General features: G+C 66.0%; 23 protein-coding genes. 12 read left to right on the top strand and 11 right to left on the bottom strand.

Annotated elements, in window-relative coordinates:
• The 3 genes from ABZD10_RS03090 to cobU form a co-directional block, all read right to left on the bottom strand.
• Positions 1–822: glutathione S-transferase (locus ABZD10_RS03090; RefSeq protein WP_372884638.1), on the bottom strand; the 822-nt coding region annotated here is incomplete at its 3' end.
• 58 nt (positions 823–880) lie between these two features.
• Positions 881–1456, bottom strand: coding sequence for a histidine phosphatase family protein (locus ABZD10_RS03085; protein WP_372884637.1), 576 nt, complete (start codon positions 1454–1456; stop codon positions 881–883).
• Entirely contained in the window at positions 1453–1974 is a 522-nt protein-coding gene (gene cobU, locus ABZD10_RS03080; protein WP_372884636.1) for a bifunctional adenosylcobinamide kinase/adenosylcobinamide-phosphate guanylyltransferase, read from the bottom strand. The genes ABZD10_RS03085 and cobU overlap by 4 nt, the downstream gene beginning before the upstream one ends.
• A gap of 93 nt (positions 1975–2067) precedes the next feature.
• Here cobU and ABZD10_RS03075 point away from each other — a divergent pair, with 93 nt between their 5' ends.
• The 6 genes from ABZD10_RS03075 to ABZD10_RS03050 all read left to right on the top strand — a co-directional run bounded on the left by ABZD10_RS03075 (position 2068) and on the right by ABZD10_RS03050 (position 8673).
• Positions 2068–2946, top strand: a complete 879-nt coding sequence (locus tag ABZD10_RS03075; RefSeq protein WP_372884635.1) for an RNA polymerase factor sigma-32 — start codon at positions 2068–2070, stop codon at positions 2944–2946.
• Positions 2943–3779: a ChaN family lipoprotein gene (locus ABZD10_RS03070; protein WP_372884634.1), complete on the top strand. Its 837-nt coding sequence runs from the start codon at positions 2943–2945 to the stop codon at positions 3777–3779. Before ABZD10_RS03075 ends, ABZD10_RS03070 begins: the two co-directional genes overlap by 4 nt.
• Before the next feature lie 69 nt (positions 3780–3848).
• The gene (gene coaBC, locus ABZD10_RS03065) at positions 3849–5042 is read left to right on the top strand and encodes a bifunctional phosphopantothenoylcysteine decarboxylase/phosphopantothenate--cysteine ligase CoaBC (protein ID WP_372884633.1); all 1194 of its coding nucleotides are present in this window, start codon (positions 3849–3851) and stop codon (positions 5040–5042) included.
• A 39-nt stretch (positions 5043–5081) separates the two neighbouring features.
• Complete coding sequence (gene dut, locus ABZD10_RS03060) at positions 5082–5555, top strand: dUTP diphosphatase (RefSeq protein WP_372884632.1); 474 nt, start codon at positions 5082–5084, stop codon at positions 5553–5555.
• Positions 5555–6595 carry a ThiF family adenylyltransferase gene (locus tag ABZD10_RS03055; protein ID WP_372884631.1) on the top strand — a complete coding sequence of 347 codons (1041 nt, stop codon included), beginning with the start codon at positions 5555–5557 and terminating at the stop codon, positions 6593–6595. Before dut ends, ABZD10_RS03055 begins: the two co-directional genes overlap by 1 nt.
• 65 nt (positions 6596–6660) lie before the next feature.
• Positions 6661–8673 carry a M3 family metallopeptidase gene (locus ABZD10_RS03050; RefSeq protein ID WP_372884630.1) on the top strand — a complete coding sequence of 671 codons (2013 nt, stop codon included), beginning with the start codon at positions 6661–6663 and terminating at the stop codon, positions 8671–8673.
• Between the two features lie 101 nt (positions 8674–8774).
• On the opposite strand, the gene ABZD10_RS03045 is transcribed toward ABZD10_RS03050, so the two are convergent.
• The 8 genes from ABZD10_RS03045 to ABZD10_RS03010 form a co-directional block, all read right to left on the bottom strand.
• A complete protein-coding gene (locus ABZD10_RS03045; RefSeq protein ID WP_372884629.1) occupies positions 8775–9425 on the bottom strand; it encodes a hypothetical protein in 651 nt (216 codons plus the stop codon).
• On the bottom strand, positions 9426–10922 hold the full coding sequence (locus ABZD10_RS03040; protein WP_372884628.1) for a phosphomannomutase/phosphoglucomutase: 1497 nt from the start codon (positions 10920–10922) through the stop codon (positions 9426–9428).
• 22 nt (positions 10923–10944) lie between these two features.
• Complete coding sequence (kdsA, locus tag ABZD10_RS03035; RefSeq protein ID WP_372884627.1) at positions 10945–11778, bottom strand: 3-deoxy-8-phosphooctulonate synthase; 834 nt, start codon at positions 11776–11778, stop codon at positions 10945–10947.
• Positions 11779–11781: 3 nt separating this feature from the next.
• On the bottom strand, positions 11782–13623 hold the full coding sequence (locus ABZD10_RS03030; protein ID WP_372884626.1) for a capsule biosynthesis protein: 1842 nt from the start codon (positions 13621–13623) through the stop codon (positions 11782–11784).
• Positions 13601–14260: an ABC transporter ATP-binding protein gene (locus tag ABZD10_RS03025; RefSeq protein WP_372884625.1), complete on the bottom strand. Its 660-nt coding sequence runs from the start codon at positions 14258–14260 to the stop codon at positions 13601–13603. Before ABZD10_RS03025 ends, ABZD10_RS03030 begins: the two co-directional genes overlap by 23 nt.
• Before the next feature lie 187 nt (positions 14261–14447).
• Complete coding sequence (locus ABZD10_RS03020) at positions 14448–15695, bottom strand: Na+/H+ antiporter NhaA (protein ID WP_372884624.1); 1248 nt, start codon at positions 15693–15695, stop codon at positions 14448–14450.
• 123 nt (positions 15696–15818) lie between these two features.
• On the bottom strand, positions 15819–16853 hold the full coding sequence (locus ABZD10_RS03015) for a permease (RefSeq protein ID WP_372884623.1): 1035 nt from the start codon (positions 16851–16853) through the stop codon (positions 15819–15821).
• Positions 16846–17190 carry an ArsR/SmtB family transcription factor gene (locus ABZD10_RS03010; protein ID WP_372884622.1) on the bottom strand — a complete coding sequence of 115 codons (345 nt, stop codon included), beginning with the start codon at positions 17188–17190 and terminating at the stop codon, positions 16846–16848. The genes ABZD10_RS03015 and ABZD10_RS03010 overlap by 8 nt, the downstream gene beginning before the upstream one ends.
• A 104-nt stretch (positions 17191–17294) precedes the next feature.
• Between ABZD10_RS03010 and ABZD10_RS03005 the strand changes: the two genes are divergently transcribed.
• The 6 genes from ABZD10_RS03005 to ABZD10_RS02980 all read left to right on the top strand — a co-directional run.
• Positions 17295–17876: a uracil-DNA glycosylase family protein gene (locus ABZD10_RS03005; protein WP_372884621.1), complete on the top strand. Its 582-nt coding sequence runs from the start codon at positions 17295–17297 to the stop codon at positions 17874–17876.
• Complete coding sequence (locus ABZD10_RS03000) at positions 17873–18664, top strand: SseB family protein (protein WP_372884620.1); 792 nt, start codon at positions 17873–17875, stop codon at positions 18662–18664. The genes ABZD10_RS03005 and ABZD10_RS03000 overlap by 4 nt, the downstream gene beginning before the upstream one ends.
• Positions 18665–18848: 184 nt before the next feature.
• Positions 18849–19745: a 5-bromo-4-chloroindolyl phosphate hydrolysis family protein gene (locus ABZD10_RS02995; RefSeq protein WP_372884619.1), complete on the top strand. Its 897-nt coding sequence runs from the start codon at positions 18849–18851 to the stop codon at positions 19743–19745.
• A gap of 17 nt (positions 19746–19762) precedes the next feature.
• Positions 19763–20962 carry a toxic anion resistance protein gene (locus tag ABZD10_RS02990; protein WP_372884618.1) on the top strand — a complete coding sequence of 400 codons (1200 nt, stop codon included), beginning with the start codon at positions 19763–19765 and terminating at the stop codon, positions 20960–20962.
• 6 nt (positions 20963–20968) lie between these two features.
• Positions 20969–21889 carry a DUF2927 domain-containing protein gene (locus ABZD10_RS02985; protein ID WP_372884617.1) on the top strand — a complete coding sequence of 307 codons (921 nt, stop codon included), beginning with the start codon at positions 20969–20971 and terminating at the stop codon, positions 21887–21889.
• Between the two features lie 22 nt (positions 21890–21911).
• A partial coding sequence (locus tag ABZD10_RS02980; protein ID WP_372884616.1) for an SPFH domain-containing protein occupies positions 21912–22568 on the top strand: 657 nt, incomplete at its 3' end.

Here is a 22568-nt window from a genome sequence, read left to right as displayed (position 1 = left end):
CGTCTTGTCGCGGCAGAACCGGTTGCAGAAGCCAAAGCGCCGCCCGCCCAGTTCCAGCACATGGCTGACCGGGCGCCCGGAATAGGGGCAGGCGTCGTTTTCCGCCCCGGTGCCATCGACGGCGCGGGCGGCCAGCGGGGCCGGCCCGGGCCAGTCGCCCTTGGCATGGTCCTGCGCGTACCAGGGCAGGGTGGCGCCCTGAACCAGCCCCATGGCGCGCCAGCGCCGGAAGGCCGGGTCCGCCAGATGCGCCGCGACATAGGCCCGCGCCCTGTCGCCGACCGGCAGGTCGAAACCGGCGATCCGGGCCGCGACCGGCGCGAAAAACGCATCAGCGGCACTATAGGCGCCACAGAGCCAGGGGCCGGCGCCCGCGCAGCTGTCCAGCGCATGTTCCCAGATCACCTCGAGGCGCCGCAGGTCGGCCAGCACCTCGGGCGACGGGCGGGTGTCGACATAGGCCTGGCGCAGGCTCATCGGGCAGCTGTTGCGCAGGGCGGAAAAACCGGAATGCATCTCGGCCGCGAGACAGCGCGCCGTGGCCCGGGCGCGCGGCTCGGCGGGCCAAATCCCGGCCTCGGGGAACCGCGTCGCCAGTTCTTCGGCAATCGCCAGCGAGTCCGAGACCACCGCGCCCTCGGGTGTGATCATCGTCGGCACGGTGCGTGCCGGCGGATAGGCGCTTAGCTGCTCGGCCACGTCCCGGCCCGAGAAATCCAGCATCGTTTCCTGCCGCGCGAGACCGAATTTCTCGAACAGCAACCAGCCGCGCAGCGACCACGAAGAATAGGCGTAATCGCCCAGAAGCAAGCTATAGGTCATGGTGCCAGCCTAGCCGCCGCTGCCGCGATTTCCCAACCAAAGCTTTTGCGCAATGCCATCACGGATTGTGATTGATGATTTCCGCCCGCCAGTCCGCCCGCGTGTCGATCACCGTCACCGACAGGTTGTCGATGCGATGGGCAAAGGCCTCTGCGCCGCTCAGCCCCTCGGCCCGCGCCACCTGGGTCAGGATGGCGCCGAAATGGGCCACGATCACCAGATCCCCGCCACGGTGGCGTGCCCGCAGCCCGTCGACCGCCCGGTCGACCCGCTGCGACAGCCGGTTCCAGCTTTCGCCGCCGGGCGGTGCGACGTCGCCCGGGCACTCCCAGAAGCGGCGGATATGGTCGGGATCCTCGGCTTCGACCTCGTCGAACCGGCGCAGTTCCCAGGCGCCGAAATGCATTTCGCGCAGCCCCGGGTCATGCGGCAGCCGCGTCCGGGCGCCGGCAATCGCATCCGCCGTGGTCACCGCCCGGTCGAGGTCGGAACTGACCACCGGCGCCTGCGCGGGCAGATAGGCCGCCAGCCGGCGCAGCGCCGCCCGGTCCGACAGATCGGCGGGCAGGTCGCTCCAGCCGACCATGGTTTTTGCATGGGTCGGCCCGTGGCGCACCAGATAAAGCCGGCTCATGGCAGCGCCCCCTTGAGCGCCAGCGGCAGGCCGGCGATCACCGTCACCACGCAGTCCGACTGCGCGGCGAGCCGCTGGTTCAGGCGCCCCTGTTCGTTGCGGAACCGCCGCGCCAGCGCGTTCTCGGGCACGATCCCCATGCCGACCTCGTTGGAGACCACCACCACCTGCCCCCGGCAGGCGTCGAGCGCGGCCAGCAGGCCCCGGCTTTCGGCCCCGAGATCGCTGCCGGCCAGAAGGTGGTTGCTGAGCCACATGGTTGCGCAGTCGAAAAGAACAATCTCGTCATGGCTGATTTCCGCCAATGCCGCAACGGCATCCAGCGGGCATTCAACCGTGCGCCAGCCGGCGCCGCGCATCTCTCGGTGGGCGGCGATTTTGTCCTGCATTTCAGTGTCATGCGCCTGCATGCTGGCCAGGTAGACACGCGGCTTTCCGCTGTTCAGAACCAGGCTTTCGGCATAGGCAGACTTGCCCGATGCGGCGCCGCCGACCACAAAAGTGCTTTTTAGAATCATCTTTTTTGTTCCAAGCTGTACCGGCTTTCGGTGATCCGATCATGTTCTTGCCCCGTACTACCACCCGCAGGCCAGTGGAGAAAGGAGCCAATGATGACCGTACCGGCACCTCTGACCCGGGATCTCACGCGCCGCTCGATGCGGGCCGAAATGCTGGATGCAGAAACCGAGCTGGCGCTGGCCCGCGCCTGGCGCGACCGGCGCGACGCGGCGGCGCTGCACCGGCTGATCCGGGCCTATATGCGGCTGGCGATTTCCATGGCCGGCCGCTTCCGCCGCCCCGGCCTGTCGCACAGCGACCTGATCCAGGAGGCGGCGCTGGGGCTGATGAAGGCGGCGGACCGATTCGACCCCGATCGCGGGGTGCGCTTTTCGACCTATGCGGTGTGGTGGATCCGCGCCGGGTTGCAGGACCACGCGATGCGCAGCTGGTCGATCGTGCGCACCGGGTCGACCAGTGCCCAGAAATCGCTTTTCTTCAACCTGCGCCGGGTGCAGGCCCGGCTCGAGCGCGAGGCCGAAGCCCAGGGCGAGATCCTCGACCGCTATCAGATCTGCGAAAGGATCGCCGGGGAAATCGGCGTTTCGGTTGCCGACACCGAAATGATGATGGGGCGCCTGACCGGGGCCGACAGGTCGCTCAATGCGCGCCAGAGCACCGAGGAGAGCGGCCGCGAGTGGCTCGACCTGATCGAGGACGAAGACCCGCTGGGGGCGGCGACCGTCGAACGCCGCCGCGATCACGCCGCGCTGCGCCGGCGCCTGTCCGAGGCGATGCGCGGCCTGACCGAGCGCGAACGCTTCATCCTCGATCAGCGCCGGCTGCGCGACACCGGGCGCACGCTGGCCGAGCTTGGCGGCGAAATGGGCATTTCCAAGGAAAGGGTGCGCCAGCTCGAGGTGGCGGCGCTGGCCAAGATGCGCCGGGCCCTTGAACGCCAGGGGCTGGGGGTGCATGACCTCGTGTCATGAGACCTCTGATTCCGGCACTGGCCCTCATGGCCGCCCCCGCTCTTGCCTTCGAGATCACCGCCAGCGACATCGCGCTGCTGCCGCAGGCCGAGGTGATCCTGATCGGTGAGTTGCACGACAATCCCTGGCATCATGAAAACCAGGCCCAGGCGGTGGCGGCGCTTGAACCGGCGGCGCTGGTCTTCGAGATGCTGTCACCGGAACAGGCCCTCCGGGTGACGCCGCAGCTTGTCGACGACGAGGCGGCGCTGGAAGAGACGCTGGGCTGGGCCGAAAGCGGCTGGCCGGATTTCGCCATGTACTACCCGGTGTTCCGGGCCGGGCAGGGCGCCGATGTCTATGGCGCGCAGGTGCCGCGCGCTGCCCTTGGCGCGGTGGTGATGCAGGGCAGCGTGACGGCCGATTTCGCCCCGCTTGCGGCCCGCTACGGTCTTGGTGAGCCGCTCGATCCCGCCGAACAGTCGGCGCGCGAGGACAGCCAGTTGCAGGCCCATTGCAATGCGCTGCCCCCGGCGATGCTGCCGGGGATGGTGCTGGCCCAAAGGCTGCGCGATGCCGCCCTGGCCGGGGCCGTCGAAGAGGCGCTGGAGCGGTCCGGCGCCCCGGTCGTGGTGATCACCGGAAACGGCCACGCCCGCCGCGACTGGGGGGTGCCGCGCCTGTTGGCGGATCGCGCCGGCGTGGTGGCGATCGCCCAGTTCGAGGCGCCGCCCGAGGCGCGCCAGCCCTTTGACCGCTGGATCGTCACCCCCGAGGCAGAGCGCGAAGACCCATGCGCGGCCTTTGCCGGGGCCGCCGGGTCCGATAGGCAGAGCGGCGCGGAAAATGAGTGATTTTATTCACGCGGGAAAGCCTCTAGTGTCGGGGCGGATCTAGGGCGGGTTTTCCGGACGGGCGGTCAAATGCTGACAGACAAACGCATTCTTCTCATCATCGGTGGTGGTATCGCCGCCTATAAATTGCTGGATCTGATCCGGCGCCTGCGCGAACGCGGTGCCTGGGTGACGCCGGTTCTGACCGCGGGCGGCAGCCAGTTCGTGACCCCGCTTTCGGTCTCGGCGCTGGCCGGGGAAAAGGTGTTTCGCGACATGTTCGACCTCACGGACGAGGCCGAGATGGGCCATATCCAGCTGTCGCGCTCTGCCGATCTGGTGGTGGTGGCGCCGGGCACCGCCGACCTGATGGCCAAGATGGCCTCGGGGCTGGCCAACGACCTGGCCTCGACCCTGCTGCTGGCCACCGACACGCCGGTGCTGGTGGCGCCGGCAATGAATGTGCGCATGTGGGAGCATCCCGCGACCCGCCGCAACCTGGCGACCCTGCGCGGCGACGGGGTGATGTTCGTCGGCCCCAACGACGGCGACATGGCCTGCGGCGAATATGGCCCCGGGCGCATGTCCGAGCCGCTGGAAATCGTTGCCGCCATCGAGAGCGCCCTGGCCGAGGGCCCGCTGACCGGACGCCGCATCCTCGTGACCTCGGGCCCGACCCACGAACCCATCGACCCGGTGCGCTATATCGCCAACCGCTCGTCCGGTGCCCAGGGCAGCGCCATTGCCCGCGCCCTGACCATGCTGGGCGCCGAGGTGGTCTTTGTCACCGGCCCCGCCGATGCACCGCGCCCCGAGGGCGCCCATGTGGTGGAAGTCGAGACCGCCGCGCAGATGCTCGACGCGGTGCAATCGGTGCTGCCGGTGGATGCCGCCATCTTTGCCGCCGCCGTCGCCGACTGGCGCGTCGCCAGCGCCTCGGACAGCAAGATCAAGAAACAGAACGGCACGATCCCGGCGCTGGATTTTGCCGAGAACCCGGACATCCTGGCCACGGTGAGCCAGATGGATGGCGGGCGTCCGCGCCTGGTTGTCGGTTTTGCCGCCGAGACCGACGATGTGATCGCCAATGCCACCGCCAAGCGCGGGCGCAAGGGCTGCGACTGGATCGTCGCCAATGACGTTAGCCCCGAAACCGGCATCATGGGCGGCGCCGAGAACGCGGTGACCCTGATTTCGGACGACGGGGCCGAGCATTGGCCGCGCATGGGCAAGGACGAGGTCGCCTTGAAACTGGCCACCCGGATTGCCGAGGCCCTTGGCTGAAGATGTCATGCGCTGCGCGCGCGAGTATTTTTCGAAGAGATGAAGGAGTTGGGTTTGCGGATCAGGCTGAGCTGGCTGGAGGATGCGGATCGCGGGGTGGCCTTGCCCTCTTACGAGACGGCGGGGGCGGCGGGGGCCGATGTGCGGGCCAATTTTCCGCCTGCTGCGCGTGATGGCGTGGTTCTGAAGCCCGGGGCGCGGGCGCTGATCCCCACCGGGCTGCGGCTCGAGATTGCGCAGGGCTACGAGGTGCAGCTGCGACCGCGCTCGGGGCTGGCGCTGAAACACGGGATCACCCTGGCCAATGCGCCGGGCACCATCGACAGCGATTATCGCGGACCGCTGGGGGTCATCGTGATGAACGCCGGCGAGGCGCCCTTTCATGTCGAACACGGCGCCCGCATCGCGCAGCTGGTGATGGCGCCGGTGGTGCAGGCCGGGTTCGAGCTGGCCGATGCGCTGGGCGAGACGGCGCGCGGCAGCGGCGGGTTCGGGTCGACCGGGGTGCGCTGATGCTGTTGGTTCTGGTTCTGGCGGCGATGCTTTACGGGCTGGGGGCGCTGATGGGGGCACCGAGGCGCGCCCGCTGGAGCATGATCCTGATCCTTTACCTGGCGGTGGTGCTGGCGCAGGCGGTGCTGCCGGCGGGCAATCCGATCCGGGCGATGACCGGCGACAGCCTGGCGCTTTGGCTGCTGGTGGGCGGCTTTGCGGCAATCGTGCTGGTTTACCGCGCCGGGCTGCAATGGTTAAAGGCACGGGCCCAGATGCCGGAGACCCAGATGACCGATGCGCCTTTCAACGACACCGAGCTTGACCGCTATGCCCGCCACATCGTGCTGCGCGAGATCGGCGGGCTGGGGCAGAAGAAACTGAAGGATGCCAGGGTTCTGGTGATCGGGGCCGGGGGGCTGGGCTCTCCGGCGCTGCTTTATCTGGCGGCGGCCGGCGTGGGCACCATCGGGGTGATCGACGACGATGTGGTCGACAATTCCAACCTTCAGCGGCAGGTGATCCACCCGGATGCCGCCATCGGCACGCCGAAAGTGTTTTCCGCCGAGGCCGCGATGCGGGCCCAGAACCCCTATGTCACGGTGCAGCCCTATCACCGCCGCCTGAGCGAAGAGGACGCAGGGGCGCTGGTGGCCGACTATGATCTGGTGCTGGATGGCACCGACAATTTCGACACCCGCTATCTGGTCAACCGCATTTGCGTGGCCCAGGGCAAGCCGCTGATTTCCGGCGCCCTGTCGCAATGGGAAGGCCAGATCAGCGTCTTTGATCCCGCCCATGATGCCCCCTGTTATCAATGCGTGTTTCCCGAAGCTCCCGCCGCCGGGCTGGCGCCGAGCTGTGCCGAGGCCGGGGTGATCGGCCCGCTGCCGGGGGTGATCGGCGCGATGATGGCGGTCGAGGCGGTCAAGCTGATCGCCGGCGCCGGGGCGAGCTTGCGCGGCGAGATGCTGATCTATGACGCGCTATACGGCGAAAGCCGCAAGATCGGCCTCAGGCGGCGCGCGGATTGCCCGGTCTGTGGCGCCGCCCCGGGCTGAAAACGCATTTCGCAGCTTGCACGCCGCACTGCGGGGATTAGGTTGGCCGTCAAAGGAGACGCGCGATGACCAACCCGCTTTTGACCGACTGGACCACCCGCTTCGGGCTGGCGCCCTTTGATCGTATTTCGGATGCCGATTTCGAACCCGCCTTCGACCGGGCGCTGGCCGAACATGCGGCCGAAATCGCCGCCATCGCGGAAAACCCGGAAGCCGCCACATTCGCCAATACGATCGAGGCCATGGAAGCCTCGGGCGAGGCGCTCGACAGGGTGCTGAGCGTGTTCTTCACCGTTGCCGGCGCCGACAGCAATCCCAAACGCGAGGCTTTGCAGCGGGCGTTTTCGCCGAAACTGGCGGCGCATGCCTCGGCCATCACCTCGAACAAGGCGCTCTATGCGCGGGTGGCGGCGGTCTGGGAGGCGCGCGCGGGGCTGGATCTGACGCCCGAGCAGGCGCGGGTGCTGATGCTGTCGCATCGCGGTTTCCTGCGCTCGGGCGCGGCGCTGACCGGCGAGGCCGACACCCGGATGAAGGACGTGATGGCGCGGCTGGCCGAACTGGGCACCGGCTTTTCCCAGAACCTTCTGGCCGACGAGCGGGCGTGGTTCATGCCGCTCGCGCAAGAAGACCTCGAGGGGCTGCCCGCCTTTGTCGTCGACGCCGCCCGCGCCGCCGGCGCGGAAAAGGACGCCGAGGGGCCGGTGGTCACCCTGTCGCGGTCGCTGATCACGCCCTTCCTGCAATTCTCGCCGCGCCGCGACCTGCGCGAGGCGGCCTTCAAGGCCTGGACGGCGCGCGGCGCCAATGGTGGCAAGACCGACAACCGCCGGATCGCCGCCGAGATCCTGACCCTGCGCGAGGAGCGGGCCAAGCTTCTGGGCTATGCCAGCTTTGCCGATTTCAAGCTGGAAACCGAGATGGCGGGCAGCCCCGACAGGGTGCGCGACCTGCTGATGGCGGTCTGGCAACCGGCCCGCGCCCGCGCCGAAGCCGACGCCGAGGTGCTGACCAAGATGATGCAGGGCGATGGCATCAACGGCGATCTGGCGCCCTGGGACTGGCGCTATTACGCCGAGAAACGCCGCAAGGCCGAGCATGATCTGGATGAGGCGGAGCTGAAACCCTATCTGCAGCTCGAGCGCATGATCGAGGCCGCCTTTGCCTGCGCCAACCGCCTGTTCGGGCTCGAGTTCTCGCCGCTGGAGGTGCCGCTTTACCACCCTGACTGCCGCGCCTGGGAGGTGACCCGCGACGGCGCCCATGTGGCGGTGTTCATCGGCGATTATTTCGCCCGTGGCTCCAAGCGGTCCGGCGCCTGGTGTTCGGCGATGCGCAGCCAGGCCAGGTTCCCGAAAGTGCAGGCGCCGGTGGTGATCAATGTCTGCAATTTCGCCAAGGGCGATCCGGCGCTGCTGTCTTATGACGATGCCCGCACGCTGTTCCACGAATTTGGCCACGCGCTGCACCAGATGCTGTCCAACGTGACCTACGAGCGGGTCTCGGGCACCTCGGTGGCGCGCGATTTCGTCGAACTGCCCTCGCAGCTGTTCGAACACTGGCTCGAGGTGCCCGAGGTGCTGGCCGAGTTCGCCACCCATGTGGAGACCGGCGCGCCGATGCCGAAAGCCATGCTCGACAAGGTGCTGGGCGCGGCCAATTTCGACATGGGGTTCCAGACCGTCGAATTCGTCGCCTCGGCCATGGTCGATCTGGGTTTTCACGAAGGCGCGGCCCCGGCCGACCCGATGGCGCGCCAGGCCGAGATCCTGGACGAGCTGGGCATGCCCGCCGCGATCACCATGCGCCACGCCACGCCGCATTTCGCGCATGTGTTCTCCGGTGACGGCTATTCCTCGGGCTATTACAGCTACATGTGGTCCGAGGTCATGGATGCCGACGCCTTTGCCGCCTTTGAAGAGGCAGGCGGGGCCTTTGATGCGGCGACCGCCAAGTCGCTGGAAGAGAATATCCTGTCGACCGGCGGATCGGTCGAGGCCGAGGACCTCTACAAGCGGTTCCGCGGCCGTCTGCCAGGGGTCGAGGCGCTGCTCAAGGGGCGCGGGTTGGCGGCGTGAGGGGGCGCGACCGCCGAAAGGCACTGCATCCCAGATGCGATGCCTTTCGTCTGGGCGTGGCGCCGCTGGCATGAGGGACGCACTTCAAAGCGGAAAAGGGGTCAGGTCGATTTCCCGACTTGGCCCTGTCGTGCATGCTTCAGGTAAGGGGCCCCATCGCGATACCCGCCCCGGATCAGTGAATCCGGGTTGGCGGTTTCAGGAAACCGGTCGCGCCAATCTCTGAACCCGTCATTCGTGATGACCTGAGCGCCAAGGTCTTGTGCCGCCTGTAGGATGTACAAGTCGGCTGGCGTTCCCTTTGGCACGACCATCACCTGATCGTGGGGGATATCCAGCAGAAGGGCGAATTCTTCATCGTGCATGTAGTGATCCGCGATCAGGTACCCCGCATTGGCGTCAAAGATCACGCCGGGCCTATAGCCGTGGGACTCGAGCGCCCTCACGAGCGTGGCGACGATGCCCAGATCGGGGGGCTTCCCGTTCCAATGCATGATATTCGACCCATCCAGAATAATTCGGTTCCGGTCGCCAAGGGGCGACTCCGAATTGTCCTCAGAAGACGGCACTGGCGGCGCGAAATGCTTGCGCGCCAGCCGCAGCAGATCCCGCACCCAGATCAGGAGCGACGCAACGAAGCACGATCCCGCCAGTAACAGGAGGTCACGATAGGCCGGGATCACCAAGGACAGTATGATCCCGGCCAAAGACAACAGGCCGATTGCCCCTGGCGCATACATCGCCGGGATCAATCAGATCGTCTGATCGTAATCGCCGACCCCCGGTTCGGTGCGGATCACCGCGTCGATATCGGCAAAGATCGCCCGCATTTCCGCCTCGCTTTGCGCGCTTTCGCAGACCACCACAAGGTTCGGCGTGTTGGACGAGGCGCGCACCAGCCCCCAGGAGCCGTTGTCGAGGATCACCCGCGCGCCGTTCACCGTCACCACCTCTTTGATGGCGCGCCCGGCGAGGCTGTCACCGGCCTCGTGTTTGGCCACCAGCTTCGCCACCAGCCGGTCCAGAATATCGTATTTCTCGGTATCCGCGGCCCAGGGCGACATGGTCGGCGTGGCCCAGGTCTTGGGCAGCGCCTTGCGCAGATCCGACATGGATTTATCGGGGTTGCGGTCCATCAGCTTGCAGATTTCCACCGCCACGCGCATGCCGCAGTCATAGCCGCGCCCGACCGGCTCGGCGAGGAAGTAGTGGCCCGACTTCTCGAAGCCCGCCAGCGCGCCGATCTGCTTTACGCGGCGCTTCATGTGGCTGTGGCCGGTTTTCCAGTAGTCGGCGGTCACACCGTGTTTTTGTAGCTCGGGGTCGCTGGCGAAAAGGCCGGTCGATTTGACGTCGGCGACAAAGGTCGCGCCGGGATACAGCTTGGCGAAATCGCGCGCCATGATGACCCCGACCTTGTCGGCGAAAATCTCTTCGCCTTCGTCGTCGACCACGCCGCAGCGGTCGCCATCGCCGTCAAAGCCCAGCGCCATATCGGCGGCGCTGGCCTTCACGCTGGCGGCCATGTCATGCAGCATTTCCATGGCTTCGGGGTTGGGGTTGTAATTGGGGAAGGTGTAGTCGAGTTCGCAGTGCGAGGGCACCACCTCGACGCCCATGCGTTCGAAGATCTCGGGCGCGAAGGCCGCCGCCGTGCCGTTGCCGGTGGCGCAGACCACCTTCAGCGGGCGGCTCATGCGGAAATCGCCCACCAGATCGTCGATATAGGCCTCTTTCACGCCCTCGACGAACTCGTAACTGCCGCCGGGATGCGGCTGGCCTTCGCCGTTCAGCACGATGTCGCGCAGTTCGGCCATCTCGTCGGGCCCATGGGTCAGCGGGCGTTCAAAGCCCATCTTCACCCCGGTCCAGCCGTTGGGGTTGTGGCTGGCCGTGACCATGGCCACCGCTGGCACATCAAGGTGGAACTGCGCGAAATAGGCCATCGGCGACAGGGCAGGGCCGATGTCCTTGACCTGGATGCCGGCCTGCATCAGGCCGAGGATCAGGGCGTGTTTGATCGACAGGGAATAGTCGCGGTAATCGTTGCCCACCGCGATCACCGGCGCGATGCCGCGGCGGCGGATCTGGGTGCCAAGCCCGAGGCCAAGCGCGGTCATGCCGGGCAGGTTGATCTCTTCGGGGAACCGCCAGCGCGCGTCATATTCACGGAAGCCCGTGGGTTTGATCATCGCGTCGCGCAGGAATTCCCATGTGTTGGGCGTGACGTCGGAAATCGGCTTTTTCATAAATGGAACTTTCTGAAAGGGATTACAGTGCAATAGGGTTGGCTTTGGCCAGCCGGTCGAAATCCATCAGGGTTTCGATCAGCTTGGGCATCTCGGAAAGATGAATCATATTGGGCCCGTCCGAAGGCGCATTGTCGGGGTCTTCATGGGTCTCGATGAAAACGCCGCCAATGCCCAGCGCCACCGCCGCGCGCGCCATCACCGGGGCGAATTCGCGCTGCCCGCCGCTCGAGCCGCCCTGACCGCCGGGCTGCTGCACCGAATGGGTGGCGTCCATGATCACCGGATAGCCGGTCTGCGCCATGCGCGGCAGCGACCGCATATCGGCCACCAGCGCATTATAGCCAAAGGAACTGCCACGCTCGGTCAGCATGATCTTCTCGGTGCCGCTGCTTTCCAGTTTCGCGACCACGTTGTCCATGTCCCAGGGGGCGAGAAACTGCCCCTTCTTGACGTTGATCACCGCGCCGGTCGCGGCGGCGGCGACCAAAAGGTCGGTCTGACGGCAGAGAAACGCCGGGATCTGCAGGATGTCGCAGACCTCGGCCACCGGCGCGCATTGCGCCTCGGTATGCACATCGGTCAGCACCGGCAGGCCCAGCGTCTCTTTCACGCTTTGCAGCACCTTCAGCCCCTCGTCGATGCCCAGACCCCGCTTGCCCGACAGGCTGGTGCGGTTGGCCTTGTCATAGCTGGCCTTGAACACATATTGCGCGCCGGCCTTGTCGCAGGCCTCTTTCATGGTGCCCGCGATCATCTGTGCGTGGTCGGCGCTTTCAAGCTGGCAGGGGCCGGCAATCACGGTCAGCGGCAGGTCGTTTCCAGTGGTCAGCCCACCGATCTGGATATGTTTCATGGCTTAAGAGGTTACCTGTTCACGTAGGATGGAGGCCGTCAGCGAGATCATCAGGTAGATGCCCGAGAAAATCAGAAAGGCCAGAATGGTGTTTTCGAAGGCCCGCGGATAACTCGGGTCTTCCGAGGCCACCGGCTCGACGCTGGTGGTCAGGTAGCGCACCTGCCGGCTGGCTTCAAGCTGGGTGGTCTTCAGGGTCTGGATCGCCGATTGCATGATCAGATCGGCGGTGGCCAGATCGGCCTGCGCCATCTGGATGCGCACGGTCTTCTGCGCGAGAGAGCTTTCGCCGACCGTGGCCGCGTTCATCTTGCTTTCCAGTGTCGCCAGCAGATCCTTCAGGCGGCCGACGTCCCCCTTGACCCCTTCGACACGGGCCTGATTGGGCCGCAGGTTGTCCTCGAGCGCGGCCAGCTGCAATTCCTTTTCCTGCAACTGGATCTGCACGTTGGAAATCTGCTGGCGCAACGAGGCGATCAGCCCCTCGGGGTCAATGACGGTGCTTTCCTGCAACGACACCAGGGCGGCCTGGGCCTTGCGGCGTTCGGCCTTGGCCTCGTCGAGGCTCTTGATGGCGTCGCGCACGTGGTCTTCGCGCTTGCGCTGGGTCAGGTCGTCGGCGCGTTTCTCGGCATAGGCGACCAGTGCGCGCGAGAAATCCGCCGCCACTTCGGGATCGGCGGCAATGACCTCCATGCGGATCGAGCCCTCGGTCGGGTCATAGCCGATCTTGACGAATTTCCGGTAGAGCTTGTAGGCCTCTTCGTTCGATGGGTTGGCCTCGAGCCGCTGGATCGGGTCGATGGCCGGGTCCGAGAAATGCGCCTTGAAGCCGACGTCCCTGTCGAGCCGGATCATCGCGTCCTTGGAGGTGAGGTAATCCTGCACCGCGATCGCGTCGCTGTTGGCATTAAGCTGCGATGGCAGGAGCGAGCCGAGCCCTGAGCCGCTGTTGCCGTCGGCCTGCTGGACCATGAAGGCGGATTTGGTCGAATACATCGGCGTGGCGATGTTGTAGTAATACCAGCCGGCAAGCAACGTCGGCAGGAAGACAAAGACCGACAGCCGCGCCAGCAACAGCACAAGGCGGCGGCGGCGGCGGCGGGCAATGTCCTTCTGGATGCTGCTGATTTCCTGCGCCCGACGCTCGGCCGGTGATTGCTCGGCCAGGTTGGTCGAGGGCAGGCCGGCGCCGCCGGGCATGGTCTGCGGCAGCTGCACCCGCCCGGTGGCCGGCGGCGGCGGGCCGTCACTGTCGGCGGCGACCAGCTCGAGCATGTTCTTGCGCTGGAAGGGGTCGATGCCGCTGTTGCGCAGCAGGCGCACGGCGTCATAGTCCGAGGTCGCGGCCAGCCCCTTTTTCTGGGCCACGCGCCGCGCCATGCGCAGCTGTCGTCCGGTCAGCCCCTCGCGTTTGATGGCGGCGATTTCCTGTTCCGGCGAGACCGGAGCCGCCGCCGGAGCTGTTACGGGGGCCGCTACCGGGGCGACGGGGGCGGCGGGCGCCTGAGCGGCCGCTGGCTGTGGCCGGGGCTGTGGCGGGGTCGGATCGGGGGGGGCGGCCTGATCGGCGGGCTCGCCGCCGGGGTGGGTGCGCAGACGCCGCGCCTCGCGCCGCCGCCGCACCGAATCGGCCACCGATTCCGCGTCCGGGGTGACAGGTGCGGCCAGCTGATCCGGCTGCTGGGAAACCGGCGGCATGTCCGGTGCCGGATCCTGCGCCGGGCTGTGCGCCGCCGCGGGCTCGACCTCATGCGGGACCGCCGCCAGCGCCGCCGACCCGCCCCCCTGAAGGGGCGTGTTGCGGCGGATGCGGAACTTCTTAGCCTTGGGTTTGGTAGTCATAAAGCTGCTTAGCCTCTTCCAAGGAATCGAACATGTACAATTTGCCGTGCATCAGGACGGCGGCCGAGCGGGCGAATTTCTCGAGGATCTGCGCCTGGTGCGACACGATCACGATGGTGGTGGTGCGCAGCCGCTCTTTCAGGACTTCGCCGGCCTTGCGGTTGAACTCGACATCGGTCGATGACGGCATGCCCTCGTCGATCAGGTACATGTCGAAATCCAGCGCCAGCATCAGCGAAAAGGTGAACCGGGCCCGCATCCCCGACGAATAGGTGCCCAGCGGCTGGTCGAAATATTCTCCGAGATTGCACAGCCAGCGGCAGAAGGCCTCGACATAGTCGGGATCAAGCCCGTAGAGGCGGGCGATATAGCGGCTGTTCTCGACGGCGGTATGCTTGTTGACCACGCCGCCCATGAACCCCAGCGGGAAGGAGATCCGGCAGGTGCGGCGAATCTCGCCCTCGTCCGGCTTTTCCAGCCCCGCCATCATATTGATGAGGGTGGTCTTGCCGGTGCCGTTGGGCGCAAGAATGCCAAGCGAATGGCCAAGGTCAACGCGAAACGACACGCGGTCAAGGATCACCTTGCGCTGGGTTCCGGTCCAGAAGGACTTGCTGACATTTTCAAATTCGAGCATCAGTCGCTCCGGCTCTGCTCTGGCCATCCCTTGTAACTGGGGGATCATTAACGCTCTGTGGCGCTTGGTGCCTCAATATGTCGGATTCCCCGGTGAGTTAGCAACTCCATGCGGCAGAATTTTGACCTTCCGACAGGAAAAACCGGCGCCGAAGCGCCGGTTTCGCCGTGATTTAACGATTTGAGGGTCAGAGGTCGCGCTTTTCGACCCTGAACAGCTTGCCGGCAATGATCGAGATCGCGGCCGCGCCGAAGGAGAACAGCGCCCCCATCTTGGCCGCGTCCTGCACCGGTCCGGCGTCAAAGGCCACCGAGGCCACGAACAGCGAGACGGTAAAGCCGATCGCGGCGACACAGCCGATCACCACCAGGTCGATGATGCGCATGCCCTCGGGAATGCCCAGCCGCAGCGGCACCGCCGCCAGCCAGCCAAAGATCAGAATGCCGATCGGCTTGCCGACGATCAGACCCAGCAGCACCAGCCAGGTGGCATCGCCCATCGCCGAGAACTGGACCCCGGCATTGAGCAGGCCGAAGAAGAACAGCACCACCTCGACCGGGTATTTCAGCGAATGTTCCATCACGTTCAAGAGGTCGTGCAGATGGGTTTCCGCCTCCGAGAAGATGCCGAAGGCGCGGTCGGCATGGGGGATGGTCACGACGACCGGCAACAGGCCCAGAGCCGGGTGCAGACCCGAGCGCATGAAACCGTACCAGCTGACGCAGCCGGCCAGCGCATAGGGGACGAAATGCAGGTTCTTGCGCACCCAGGTCGATGCGGGCCGCGCCTGGTTGCCTCGGTCCATGCGGCGAGGCAGCCAGTTGAACAGCAGGAACACCGCCAGAGCCGCCCCGAAGGAGGCCAGCAGCCACTCGGGGGCCAGATCGCCCGAGGGGTAGAAGATCGCGAGGATGATCAGCCCGGCCGCGTCATCGGCGATCGCCAGAAGCAGCAGGAAGCGCACCGCCGGGTGGCCGGCACCGAATACCAGACGTCCGACCAGATAGGAAAAGGCGATATCGGTCGCGGTCGGGATCGCCCAGCCATTGGCCACGGCGTTGTAGGTGTCCGATCCCATGACCAGCGCCAGACCGAGATAGACCGCGATCGGGCCGAACATGCCGCCGGCGGTGGCGAACAGCGGGGTCGCCGCCTTCTTGCCGCGCAGCGATCCGTTCTTCAGGATCACCGCCTCCCAGACCTCCTTGGCCGCGATGGCGAAGAACAGCGCCATCAGGACGTCGTTCACAAGGTAGTGCAGGGTCAGGGTGCGGTGCCCGTCATGCAGATGACCGATCGGGGCGTGATCCCAGATCACGAACTCGACGAAATGATGGTAGCTTTCGAAATTCGTGTTGGCCCAGATCAGCGCGGTCACGGCGCCGAAGATCAGCAACAACGAATAATCGGTCAAAAAGTTCCAGACGCGATACATCTATCTCCACCTTCCGTTAAGTTTTCAGGTGCCTTAACGGAAAATCCCCCAAGGGGCAACGGCGTGAAAGGGCCGCACCGCGACTTCCTGCGACGCGGCCCCGGTTTCGTTGTGGCGGCGGTCTCAGGCGATGCTTTGCCAGGCAAGACCGGCGAGAAAGGCCCCGAGCAGGGCGAAGCCGAGATAGGCGGCGAAGACCCGCGGTTTCACCAGCGCCCAGACGGCCACCGCGGCGGGGATGCAGCTGACGCCGCCGGCGATGACAAAGCTCATCGCTGCGCCGTTCGACATGCCCTGTTCCAAGAGCCCGTGCACCAGCGGCACCGCGCCATAGCCGTTGAGATAGGCCGGGGCACCGACCAGCGCGCCAAGCAGGATCGGCTTCACCCCGTCACCGCCCAAGACGCCGGCGATCAGCTCGGCAGGCACATAATGGATCATCAGCGCCTCGATCACATAGGCCAGCGCCAGCCATTTCAGCAGGAACACCCCGTTGGTCAGCGCCGCGCTGCGGAAGGTGTCACGACGCTCGGCCTCCTGCCAGAATGCCCACAAGGGCTTTTCCGAAAACGGTTTCTTGGTGCCGCAACAGCCCCCGACCTGCGGCTTCTCTTTCAACGGATCCACAAACACCGCGGTATTGGCAAAGGCCATGGTCATGAAGCCCCCCATCAACCCCAGCCCCACGGCCGCAAGGGTCTTGGCGATGGCAAAGTCGAGCCCCAGCTGGCCGGCGGTGATGGCAAACATCGCCGGATCCATCAGCGGCGAAGCCAGCCAGAAGGCCATGACCGCACCCAACGGCGCGCCCACCGCCAGCAGCGCGGCAATGAACGGGATCACCTCGCAGGAACAGAAGGGCGACAGCCCGCCCAGCAGCGCCGCAAACAGGATCATCCGGCTCTGGCGTCCTTCAAAGGCCTTGGCCAGCACGTTTTCCGCACCAGAGGCCTTGAGATAGCCGATCGCCAACACCGCAAACAGCACGAAAGGCGCGGTCTGCCCCAATGCGCCGATGGCAAAGGTGACCATTGGGACAAATTGCGGCAGGTCGAAGAGCGCGATCAAAGCCAGAATCAGCGCCAGTGCCAGCCAGGCCTTGTCGATCCGGGTCAGAAAACCGCGTTCGGCGGCGTGGGAATGTGTCGTCTCAGCCATGGTCATGGTCCTTGTGCGGATCTGCGCTGTCGGCGCAGCATTCCTTGAGAAGAAACTGCGACAGGCTCACGACCTGCTCATAGGCGACGGCAGCGCAGATGATCGACCGCCCCTGTTTTTCCTGTGTGACCAGGCCCGCCTGGGCCAGGATCTTCATATGATGGGTCAGCGTCGATCCGCTCACGCCACTGCGCTGGCCCAGCTCGCCGATGCTCAGCCCCTCGGGGCCGGCGCGCACCAGGCAGCGCAGCACCGAAAGCCGCTGTTCCGACCCGAGCGCCGCAAAGGTCGATGCGGCTATGGTCAGGGAAATATCGTCTGTCGAATCGTGTTTCATATTGCTAGAAATATCGAAATATCTGCGTCACGCAAGTTTTATTTCGAAAACTGTCGAAATAACTGCCGGTTTCCCTTTTCCGACGTTTGCCGCAGACTTGCCCCATGAGCCTTGTCGATGACATCCGAAACTGCCGCCTCTGCGCCGCCCGCTTTGTCAAGACCGCCACGCGCCACGCACCGCGCCCGGTGCCCTGGTTTCGCGCCTCGGCGCGCCTGTTGATCGTCGGTCAGGCTCCGGGCGCAAGAGTACACGAGAGCGGGCGCCCCTTCACCGACCCTTCGGGCGAGAGGCTGCGCGACTGGATGGGCATAGACCAAGAGACATTCTATGACCGGGATCACATCGCCATCCTGCCGATGGCCTTCTGCTTTCCCGGCTACAACGCCAAGGGCAGCGATCTGCCGCCGCCGCCGCTCTGCGCCCGAAGCTGGCGGCAAGCGGCGCTGGCCAGCCTGCCCGATATCCGGCTGACCCTGCTGGTCGGGGGCCATGCGCAGAAATGGCATCTTGGCCAGCGCGACAGCGTCACCGCCACGGTTTCGGCATGGCGCGACCATGCGCCCGCCCGCTTTCCCTTGCCTCATCCGTCCTGGCGCAATACGGCATGGATCAGGAAAAACCCGTGGTTCGAGACCGAGCTGCTGCCGGACTTGCGGGCCCAAGTCAGAAAGGTGCTGCAATGAGCGCGACAACCCCCCTTGACCAAGCCCATGCCAAGATGGAAGCCGATGCCGAAGACGATGCCGCGCGCTTGCGTTTTTACGAACGGCTGGCCGATGCCGAACTGTTCCTGCTGCTGACCAAGGAGCCCGAAGGCGACAATATCGCGCCCGAGCTGTTCGAACTCTCGGATCATTCCTTCGTGCTGGTGTTCGACACCGAAGAGCGTCTGTCGAGTTTTGTCGGCAAACCGGCCTCATATGCGGCCCTGTCGGGGCGCGCCATCGCCGCCATGCTGGCCGGGCAGAACATCGGCCTCGGCGTCAACCTCGAGGTGGCGCCCTCGTCGATCCTGGTGCCGCCCGAGGCGCTGGCATGGCTGGCCGACACGCTGACCCATGCCCCGGACGAGGTCGAGGCCACCCCGCAGGAGTTCACCGCCCCCGCCGGCCTGCCCGAAAGCCTGATCTCGGCGCTGGACCAGAAACTGTCGACCGCCGAGGGGCTGGCCAAATTCGCCTATCTGGTGGGGGTCTCATACGAAAACGGCAGCAAGAGCCATCTGCTGGGCTTCGTCGATGCCGTGCCCCAGGCCGAGGGCGCCCTGGCCAAGGCGGTCTCCGAGGCGCTGACCTTCTCCGGCATCGAGGCCGGGGCGCTGGATGTCGGTTTCTTTGCCGCCTCGGACCCGGTGTCGGCGCAGCTCGCGCGTGCGGGTCTGCGTTTCGACCTGCCCGAGCCGCAGGCGCCACGCGAATACGTGCCGGTGATGCCCGGCAGCGACCCGGACAGCCCGCCCAGGCTGCGCTGACCGCCGTCGGCGCGGGTTTGACGCGCCGCCCGCGATCTTCCCCCTAGCAAGACGAAAGGAAACTTCCTAAGTTTCTATTCGGTTTAGGGGGAAGCATTCATATGTCCGGCAGTACATTGCAGAAACTGGCCTTTGGTCTGCTCGTCTTGCTGATCCTCTATGTGACAATCGCTGGGGGCGTGTGATGGCGCAGCGTTTCGGTGGCAAGTTCAGCCCGGATGGCGCCTCGGAGGCCGCTCCGGAGACGCGGGCCAAAGGTGGTTTCCAGACCGCCAGACGCAGCCGTGTCGGCGGGCGGGTCAATCTCCTGTTTCTGGCACCGCTGCCGCTTGTCTGGCAGGCCTTCGGCAACGGGCCGCAGCAGCTGGCGCTCAACCTCGCCGCGCTCGGCGTGCTGCTGCTCGCCGCATGGCTGACCCGCGAGGGGCTCTTGGCGCAGGAAGCCTACGAGGCGCGCACCGTCGCCCGGCGTCCGGTCTTTCCGCGCAAAATGGCGGGATCGGTGCTGACCGGGCTCGGCCTTGCCATTGCCGGCTGGGCCGCGACCGGCGGGGTGGCGGCGCCGGCGATCTACGTCGTCATCGGCACCCTGCTGCACGGGCTGGCCTTCGGGCTCGACCCGCTGAGCAACAAGGGGCTCGAGGGGGTCGACCTTCACCAGAGCGACCGCGTGGCGCGCGCCGTCGACGGCGCCGAGGCCCATCTCGCGGCGATGAATGATGCCATAAAACGCTGTGGAGACCGCAAACTGGAGGCCCGCGTCGAGGCCTTTCAGGGCACGGCCCGCCACCTGTTCCGCACCGTCGAGAACGACCCGCGCGATCTGTCGGCGGCCCGCAGGTACCTTGGCGTCTATCTCAAGGGCGCGCGCGAGGCGACGGTGAAATTCGCCGAGCTCTACGCCCGCAACCGCGACCCGCAGGCGCGCCGCGACTTCGAAACCCTGCTTGACGATCTCGAACAGAATTTCGATGCCCGCACCGAAAAGCTGCTGCTGGATGACAAGAGCGATCTGACGATCGAAATCGAGGTGCTGCGCGAAAGGTTGCAACGCGAAGCCCGGCGCCACGACACGCCTTAACCCGAAGGGAGAATTTCATGTCCGACATTGTCCGTCAAAAAGCCGAGGCCGCCCTGGCCGAAGTCGATCAGGTCACGGCCGTGGTGCTGCCGGAACCCGCCGATGCGGCCGCCGTGGTACCGCTGGCCGAGGCCGACGCCCCGCTCGGCGCCGAGATCACCCGCCGCATGGGCGAGCTGGACATGGGCGACACCGGCTCGATCGTCAATTTCGGCTCGGCGGCACAGGCCGAGTTGCAGGAGATCAGCCAGGCCATGCTTCAGGGCGTGCGCAACAAGGATGTCGGCCCTGCCGGCGACAGCCTGCGCAATATCGTCACCACCATCCGCGGCTTTTCGATCTCCGAGCTCGACGTGCGCCGCGAGCGCACCCTGTGGGAACGCCTGCTGGGCCGCGCCGCGCCTTTCGCCAAGTTCACCGCCCGGTTCGAAGAGGTGCAGGACCAGATCGACCGCATCACCGACAATCTTCTCGATCACGAGCACGTCCTTTTGAAGGACATCAAGTCGCTTGACCTGCTCTATGACAAGACGCTGAATTTCTACGACGAGCTGGCGCTTTATATCGCCGCCGGCGAGGCCAAGATCGCCGAGCTCGACAGCGAGGTGATCCCGGCCAAGGCGGCCGAGGTTCAGGCGGCCGAGGAAAACGATCAGGTGATGAAGGCGCAGGAGCTGCGCGATTTGCGCGCCGCTCGCGACGATCTCGAACGCCGGGTGCATGACCTCAAGCTGACCCGCCAGGTCACCATGCAGTCGCTGCCCTCGATACGCCTGGTGCAGGAAAACGACAAGTCGCTGGTGACCAAGATCAACTCGACCCTGGTCAACACCGTGCCGCTGTGGGAGACCCAGCTGGCGCAGGCGGTCACCATCCAGCGCAGCGCCGAGGCGGCGGCGGCGGTGCGCGACGCCAATGACCTCACCAACGAGCTGCTGACCGCGAACGCTGCCAATCTGCGCCAGTCCAACAAGATGATCCGCGAGGAAATGGAGCGCGGTGTCTTCGACATCGAGGCCGTCAAGAAAGCCAATGCCGACCTCATCGGCACCATCGAGGAAAGCCTGGCGATCGCCGACGAGGGCAAGGCCCGCCGCGCCGCCGCCGAGGCCGACCTGAAGGCGATGGAGGCCGAGCTGCGCGACACCCTGGCCGCGGCCAGGGCCAAGGCAACCGGGCTCGGCGACACGGTCGCCACCTCGACGCCCGAGGTCTGACCCGCCTTGAGCCGCCTGCGCTATTCCCTGCTGACCCTGGTCATGGTGGCGCTTGCCGCCTGCGAGGCCCTGTCGCCGAGCGGGGACGAGCGCGCCCCCGAGACGGCGGCCCCGGCCTCGCCCGAAAGCCGGGCGCTCGGCGCCTATTATGCCGGGGTACAGCGCGACCTTCTGGCGCGCGGCCTGTTGCGCACCGATGGCGGCGGACCCGACACGCCCTATACGGCCAGCACCCTGGCGCGCAACTTCGAACGCATCGCCTTTTTCGAGGAATACGAGCGCGACCAGGGGTTCCGCAAATCCGCCGGCCAGTCGGGCGAGCTGCGGCGCTGGGCGGGGCCGGTGCGGGTGGCGCTCGAGTTCGGCGCATCGGTGCCGGCCGCGGTGCAGGCCGCGGACCGGGCCACGGTCAAGGCCTATCTGGCGCGGCTCGCCGGGGTTACCGGCCACCCGGTCTCGCTGAACGTGCGCCGGGCCAATTTCCACGTTCTTGTCATGGGGGTCGATGACGCCGCGCAGCTTTCGGCGCGGCTGCGCCAGATCGTTCCCGGGCTCGGCAGCGCCACCCTCGGCCTCTTCGTCGCGCCGCCGCGCGACATCCACTGCCTTGTCGTCGCCTTTTCCTCGGACCGCGCCAGCGGCACCTACGAGACCGCGATCGCGCTGGTGCGCGCCGAACACCCCGACCTGATGCGCGAATCCTGCTATCACGAAGAGATCGCGCAGGGGCTGGGGCTTGCCAACGACAGCCCCGATGCGCGACCCTCGATATTCAACGACGACGACGAATTCGCCCTTCTGACCAGTCATGACGAGGCGCTGCTGGCGATGCTCTACGACCCCCGGCTCGGCATCGGCATGACCCTGGACGAGGCGCGCCCCGTCATCCAACGCATGGCCCGCGAACGCGCCGGGCGCCTGTTCTGACCCCGAAAGGAGACCTGATCCCATGGGTATTTTCGATTTTCTGACCGGCGAATTCATCGACGTCATCCACTGGGTGGACGACACGCATGACACTATGGTCTGGCGCTTCGAACGCGAGGGCCACGAGATCAAATACGGCGCCAAGCTGACGGTCCGCGAGGGCCAGGCGGCGGTCTTCGTCCACGAAGGCCAGCTGGCCGATGTCTTCACCCCCGGCCTCTACATGCTGGAAACCAACAACATGCCGGTGATGACCACGCTCCAGCACTGGGACCACGGGTTCAAATCGCCCTTCAAATCCGAGATCTACTTCGTCGACACCACCCGGTTCAACGATCTGAAATGGGGCACCAAGAACCCGATCATCTGCCGCGACCCCGAGTTCGGCCCGGTGCGCCTGCGCGCCTTCGGCACCTATACCATCCGCGTCGTCGACCCGGCCCGGTTCCTGACCGAGATCGTCGGCACCGACGGCGAATTCACCATGGACGAGATCAGCTACCAGATCCGCAACATCATCGTGCAGGAATTCAGCCGGGTGATCGCCGGCTCGGGCATCCCGGTGCTCGACATGGCCGCCAATACCGCCGATCTCGGCCGGCTGGTGGCGGCGGAAATCTCGGGCACGCTCGCTGCCTACGGCCTGTCGATGCCCGAGCTTTACATCGAGAACATCTCG

This window comes from Shimia sp., assembly GCF_041624275.1.
Taxonomy (GTDB): Bacteria; Pseudomonadota; Alphaproteobacteria; order Rhodobacterales; family Rhodobacteraceae; genus Shimia.
The sequence above is the reverse complement of the archived record's forward strand: the minus strand, read 5'-3'. Positions and strand labels throughout refer to the sequence as shown.